We start from the raw sequence: 5,762 nt of genomic DNA, 5'->3' as shown, positions 1-5,762 counted from the left end.
GGAACTTCACCTTCGGGTTGTGCTTGCCCAGCACCTTGGTGATGGCCGCCGTCAGCGTGGTCTTGCCGTGATCGATGTGCCCGATCGTCCCCACGTTCACGTGCGGCTTCGTGCGGTCAAATTTCTCTTTCGCCATAATCGCCGTTCCTCAGTACATGACGTAGATCTTGAAAAACTTCTGGCGCAACTCGTCGTCCACCTGCTCCAGGGTGCGCAGATAAAGCTCCCGGATCTGGCTCTGGTCCGCGACGCTCAAGGCGTCGTACACCTTGCGTGCGCCGCGCCGCCTGAGCTGCGGATCGAACGGCTCCAGCAGCTTCTTATCCAGGACCTTCTCGAACTCCCGGATGCGGATGCCCTTGCTCTCCAGCTTCTTGAAGAACTGCCCGGCCACGGCGGGCGAAAAAGCGCGCTCGATGCCCGCCTTCAGCTCTTGAAACTCGGCTCCCTTTTCTACCGGAATGCCCGCCTGCTGGAACGTCGCCTGAGACATCGTGTGCTTCGCTACGCCGCCTTACCTTCAATCTCTGGAGCGGGAGACGGGAATCGAACCCGCGACCAACAGCTTGGAAGGCTGTGACTCTACCACTGAGTTACTCCCGCCCTTCCTGCTCTAACCCGCTATCGAAACTCTGGAGCCGATGACCAGGATTGAACTGGTGACCTCTCCCTTACCAAGGGAGTGCTCTACCAACTGAGCTACATCGGCTCGAATCACTTCAACCGCTGGGCCCCTTCGCTCCGCTCAGGGTCTCGGCAGCGGGCTCCCGCTTCGCTCACGCCCGCTAAACGCCTCGACTTACCGCGGGAGTGCTCTACCAACTGAGCTACATCGGCTCGTTACTCTTGGCCGCCTGCTGCTCACACCGCCAGTGGACCAAGGTACGGATGGCGAACAGCGCCAGCACCGCCCAGGTCACCCATCGGATCCGCCCATCGGGCAGCGTCTGCCACGCCAGCACGGCCAGCACGACAAACGCGACCATGGCTGCGATCAACCGATGATTGCGCATCAAAGCAAACTCTGGTGGACAGGGGAGGATTCGAACCTCCGTAGCTCCAAGGAGCGGCAGATTTACAGTCTGCTGCCATTAACCGCTCGGCCACCTGTCCCCAAACTCAACCGAGCTCACCGCTCGTGCCCAGCGCCCAGTTGTCAAAGTGCCGACGACGCGATCGCAACGACAAGCCCGAGGTCGCGGGCGCACAAAGGCGCGCCGCCAAGACCATCGGAGAATCGAATGGAGTGAATGATTCGTGAGTCTGTTGCTGCTACCGTGGCTGCCCCGGACCGCCAAGCCGGAGCCCAAATCATGTTGGAGCTGGCGAAGGGATTTGAACCCCTGACCCTCTGATTACAAATCAGATGCTCTACCAGCTGAGCTACGCCAGCAAACCTGTTTCGCCAGCACCGTCGCGGAAAAGATACTCGCGCCGGAAATCCCGCATCGCTCCCGCCCAAGCGCGCACTCCCGCGCCCGGGACACTTCGGACAAGCCGAAGCAAACAATCAAAGTTAACACGAACGGCAACCAACGTGCAAGCTGCCGCCGGGAAAGTTCGTAAGTTGTTCTTATTTGGACGGAACAGGACGAACCAAGGCCCGAAATTCCGCTCTCCAAGCAAGCATTGTAACGGATTGCGGGCTGGGGTAGGGATTTTCTTGGGGCCTTCTCACACTCGAGGAGCGGCTGCCCAGCCGGGGCGGCCGGGCTAGAGCTCGGTTTGGTATGATTTCGCGGTCCGTGGAACCCTGCTGCCCTAGGCCGTCTGAGCCCTCCCGCTCCCTCGCTTCGTGCTTGTCACGGCTCCCGCGCTCCGCTGAGACCAGGCGCCCGATGAGGTCCGCATGCTGAGGCGCCGGCGGCAGATCCTGATTGCGCTGGTGGTGATCCTGATCGGGGCCGCCATCGGCTTCGCCGTCTGGCTGCGCAAGAAGGCGCCGCCGGACGCGGTGCGCCTGCTGCCGGAGATCGAAGACGGCGTCTTCTACCTGAACCTGAAACCGCTGCGCGTCGCCGGAATCCTGAAGAAGACGGACAGCCAGCGGGAAGCGGAATACGAGCAGTTCGTGCGGGAGACGGGATTCGAGTTCGAGCGCGACCTCGACCAGGCGGCGTTCGCGGTCCACGGGCCGGGGAGCGCGGGAGGGGAGACGCGGTACTCGGAGATCTTTGTCGGGCGCTTCGACGCGGCCCGCCTGGAAGCGTACTTCAAGAAGCTGGCGAAAGAGGTCGAAACCTACCGGGACACGGCGGTGTACGCGGTGCCGCACGAAGGGCGGACGGTGCGGATCGCCATCCTGGGGCTGGACCAGGTGGCGGTGTCGAACCTGGGGCACGCCGGGCCTATCCACGAGATCATCGACCACTATCACTCTTCGGCAGTGCCCCGTGGCGGGCCGGCGCTGGTGCGCGAGCACTACCGCAATGTGCAACTGGGCAGCCTGGCGTGGTTCATCGGCAATGTGGGCAAGGCCGACGTCTTCCGACAGCCACCCAAGGGTTTGGACATCCCGATGGTGGGCGGGCTGTTCGGAGGATCGACGGTGGTGGCGTCGGTGCGCTACACCGGGGCAGTACACCTGAAGCTGGAAGCGTTCGCTCCCGATAAGGCCGAGGCCACGAACATCCGCTCGAACCTGCAGCTGCTGGCCGCCATGATCACGGGCGCACAAGGAAGCACCCGACCGAGCGATGCGGATGTGAAGGCCTTCTTCGAAAGCATCAAGGTGGAGCAGGAGAAGGAGCGGGTGGTGCTGACGGCCACCCTGCCGGAAGGGTTCCTGAAGAAAGTGTTGACCCAGCCACCGACGGAACCGATGGCAGCGCCGGCGCCGGAGCCGGAGAAGAAACCGACACCGAAAGAGAAGAGGCGGAAGTGAGTACGAAAGCTCCAGGCATCAAGGTGACGGTGTTTGTCGGGGTGAGCGTGGACGGGTTCCTGGCGCGGCCGAATGGTGCGGTTGATTTTCTGCCCGCGGATGGCGGCGAGCCGCACGGGTTCCCTGAATTCTATGCCAGCGTGGATGCGGTGGTCATCGGGCGGAAGACTTACGAGTGGGTGGAATCGTACGGCAAGTGGGTGTACGGCAAGAAGCGGGTGGTCGTGTTGAGCAGCAGGCCGGTCGAGCTTTCATGGATCAAAGGCGGAGTGGTCGAGCAGATGTCCGGCGAACCGGCCGCAATCGTGCGGCGGCTGGGCGCGAGCGGGGCAAAGCATCTGTACGTGGACGGTGGCATCACCATCCAGCGCTTCCTCACCGCAGGGTTGGTAGATCGGATGGTGATCACGCGCGTGCCGGTGCTGATCGGAGACGGCATCCCGCTGTTCGGCAAGCTGCCGCACGACATCAAGCTCCAGCACATAGAGACGAAGTCGTACAAGACCGGGCTGGTGAAGAGCGAATACCGGGTGAGGAAGACGGCAAAGAGGAAGAAGAAATAGCGCCCGCATACGCCTGTTGGGGACGACAGTCCGTTAGAGTCTCTTCACCTATGAGAAAGCCCGCGCCAGGCGCGCGGGCTAATTCGTCGAAAACCAGGTTTACGAGCCGCCGGCGGAGGCGCCGCCGCTATAACTGTGGGTGCCGGCGAAGGTGGCCCGCAGGTATTTGTACGGGTTCACCGGGGCATCGTGGATGCGAACCTCGTAGTGGAGGTGGGGGCCGGTGCTGCGACCGCTCTGGCCGACGTAGCCGATGGTGTCGCCGCGCTGGATCGTCTGCCCGGGCGCCACGGCGAATCCGGAAAGATGGCCGTAGCGGGTGGAGATGCCGTTGCCATGCTCGATCACCAGCATGCGTCCGTAGCCGGCCATGTTGTCGGCGTAGGTGACCACGCCGTCGGCCGGGGCCACTACCGCGTGGCCGTAAGTGCTGGAAATATCGACGCCGCTGTGGAAGGCGCCTTCGCCGTTGAACGGGTCGATGCGCCCGCCGAAGGAGCCGGTGATGGGGCCTTCGACCGGCCACAGGGTCGGGGCCTTAGCCAGGCGCGCCCAGTCGTCCAGGCGGGCGTTGCGGCTGCCGAAGGCGATGCCGATGGTGGCCACCCCGCTCATGGCAGATGACCTCAGGGCGTTGAGCTGGCCGATGGAGGTGGCCAGCTGCTGGTCGCTCAGGCTGCCGGAGGGGCCGCCGGCCAGCACCGGCTCAGACTTCAGGCCGTACATGGCGGAGACTTCGTTGGCCAAGGAGCCAAGTGACGCGACCTGGATCTCCTTCTCCTGGGCGGCCTTCTCTAGATTGTTGTACTGGGTCTTGAGCGCCACGGTCTGGGAGCGGAGCTGGTTGAAATGCGAGACCTTCCACAGCATGCGGACGTAAGACCCGGCCATGCCGGTGATGGTCAGCATGCCGATCACCGCCCCGGAGAGGAAAACGTACAGATAATGAAGCGGGATAGGGATCTTGCGTAGCTGTCCGTCTCCGTCACGGGCAACCAGCATGATGTAATAGCGCTTTCGCAAAAGTAATCTCCAGTCACCTGCGAAACTGCCGCCAGGTTACTTGCCCAGGTTATGGCCCTTTGATCCGTCGATACAGGAAAGGCCAGTTGCGAGGTCTGACGTTCCCTGCGGATGGTGCAAAATTTACCACCAGGGGCCCAAGGCCAGAGTGTCTGGAATAGGACGGGAAAAGCTAACAAACCCCGTCATCCATGTCAACCAAGAGTAGTGGCGGCAGGCTAGCCAGGGTAGATGCCGGAAGGGTAAACGGGGTCGGGCTTTGGAGTTGTACCAGAGGCAACGTACGGACGGGGACCAAGGTAATCGGGTGACCGCCGGGGTCGCCGAGAGCGCCGGGAATTGAAACCGATTCAGCGCGAGAGTAGGCTCCGGGTGTGATTCGAGAGCGGCAACTGATTCAGCGGATCCGGAAGATGGCCCGAACAGGGCACCCACAGGTGCGGGCGGGGATCGGCGATGACGCGGCGGTGCTGGCGGTAAGGCCGGGGTACGAATTGCTGGTCACCACCGATTTCAGCCTGGAGGGGATGCACTTCCGCCGGGACTGGTATCCGGCGGGCGTCATCGGGCATCGCTGCCTGCTGCGGGGGCTGAGCGACATTGCGGCCATGGGCGGAGAGCCGATCGCCGCTTTTCTGTCGCTGGCGCTGCCGGAGTCGGTTAAGCAAAGATGGGTCGATGAGTTTTTCAAAGGGCTGCTGGGGCTGGCGAAACGATATGGCGTGAACCTGGCGGGGGGAGACGTGGCCCAATCGCCCAAGGGGGTCGTGGCCGACGTCGTGGTCGTGGGGCAGGCGCCGAAGGGCGAGGCGCTGCGGAGGTCGGGAGCACGAGTGGGAGACGGGGTCTATGTGACCGGGCTATTGGGAGGTGCGGCAGCAGAAATCCAAAGACTTCGCGGCCGAGGGCGGCCGCGCCACGCGGGCCTAGCTGAACCCAGAATCGCGGCCGGGCAAGCGCTGCGGGGGGTGGCGTCGGCGTGCATTGATGTCAGCGATGGGCTTTCGACCGATCTGAGCCATATCTCCGAGGAGAGCGGGGTGGGAGCAGTGATCGAAGCGGAGGCAGTGCCGGTGGCCAAGGGGGCGACCCTGGACCTGGCGCTGCACGGAGGAGAGGACTATGAGCTGCTGTTCACCTCGGGGAAGCCGGTGCCGGAGAAGGTCGCGGGAGCGAAGGTGACGCTGATTGGGGAGGTGACACCGGGAAAGAGGATGGAATTGGTGGACGCAGGGGGAAAGAGACGGAGACTAGAACCTGCAGGGTGGGAGCATTTCAGGGAATAGGGTCCC

At 63.1% G+C, this 5,762-nt stretch carries 6 protein-coding genes and 4 tRNA genes; 3 read left to right on the top strand and 7 right to left on the bottom strand.

Features of this window, described 5'->3' with window-relative positions; all coding sequences use genetic code 11:
- Positions 1 to 148: 148 nt before the first annotated feature.
- The 6 genes from VMS96_15590 to VMS96_15565 all read right to left on the bottom strand — a co-directional run bounded on the left by VMS96_15590 (position 149) and on the right by VMS96_15565 (position 1,393).
- Positions 149 to 493: a hypothetical protein gene (locus VMS96_15590; protein ID HVP44848.1), complete on the bottom strand. Its 345-nt coding sequence runs from the start codon at positions 491 to 493 to the stop codon at positions 149 to 151.
- A 35-nt stretch (positions 494 to 528) separates the two neighbouring features.
- Positions 529 to 603, bottom strand: a tRNA-Gly gene (locus tag VMS96_15585).
- Between the two features lie 30 nt (positions 604 to 633).
- Positions 634 to 709 (bottom strand) — tRNA-Thr (locus tag VMS96_15580).
- Between the two features lie 118 nt (positions 710 to 827).
- Complete coding sequence (locus tag VMS96_15575; GenBank protein HVP44847.1) at positions 828 to 1,013, bottom strand: hypothetical protein; 186 nt, start codon at positions 1,011 to 1,013, stop codon at positions 828 to 830.
- Positions 1,014 to 1,025: 12 nt separating this feature from the next.
- Positions 1,026 to 1,113: transfer RNA gene (locus VMS96_15570), tRNA-Tyr, on the bottom strand.
- A 204-nt stretch (positions 1,114 to 1,317) separates the two neighbouring features.
- Positions 1,318 to 1,393: transfer RNA gene (locus tag VMS96_15565), tRNA-Thr, on the bottom strand.
- A gap of 456 nt (positions 1,394 to 1,849) precedes the next feature.
- On the opposite strand from VMS96_15565, the gene VMS96_15560 reads away from it, so the two are divergent.
- Both VMS96_15560 and VMS96_15555 read left to right on the top strand, forming a co-directional pair.
- On the top strand, positions 1,850 to 2,884 hold the full coding sequence (locus VMS96_15560; protein ID HVP44846.1) for a hypothetical protein: 1,035 nt from the start codon (positions 1,850 to 1,852) through the stop codon (positions 2,882 to 2,884).
- The gene (locus VMS96_15555; protein HVP44845.1) at positions 2,881 to 3,447 is read left to right on the top strand and encodes a dihydrofolate reductase family protein; all 567 of its coding nucleotides are present in this window, start codon (positions 2,881 to 2,883) and stop codon (positions 3,445 to 3,447) included. The genes VMS96_15560 and VMS96_15555 overlap by 4 nt, the downstream gene beginning before the upstream one ends.
- Before the next feature lie 99 nt (positions 3,448 to 3,546).
- On the opposite strand, the gene VMS96_15550 is transcribed toward VMS96_15555, so the two are convergent.
- Positions 3,547 to 4,470, bottom strand: a complete 924-nt coding sequence (locus VMS96_15550) for a M23 family metallopeptidase (GenBank protein ID HVP44844.1) — start codon at positions 4,468 to 4,470, stop codon at positions 3,547 to 3,549.
- Positions 4,471 to 4,844: 374 nt separating this feature from the next.
- Between VMS96_15550 and thiL the strand changes: the two genes are divergently transcribed.
- A complete protein-coding gene (gene thiL, locus VMS96_15545) occupies positions 4,845 to 5,756 on the top strand; it encodes a thiamine-phosphate kinase (protein HVP44843.1) in 912 nt (303 codons plus the stop codon).
- Positions 5,757 to 5,762 lie beyond the last annotated feature (6 nt).

It is taken from the genome of Terriglobales bacterium (assembly GCA_035543055.1).
Taxonomy (GTDB): domain Bacteria; phylum Acidobacteriota; class Terriglobia; order Terriglobales; family Acidobacteriaceae; genus JAIQFD01.
The sequence above is the reverse complement of the archived record's forward strand: the minus strand, read 5'-3'. Positions and strand labels throughout refer to the sequence as shown.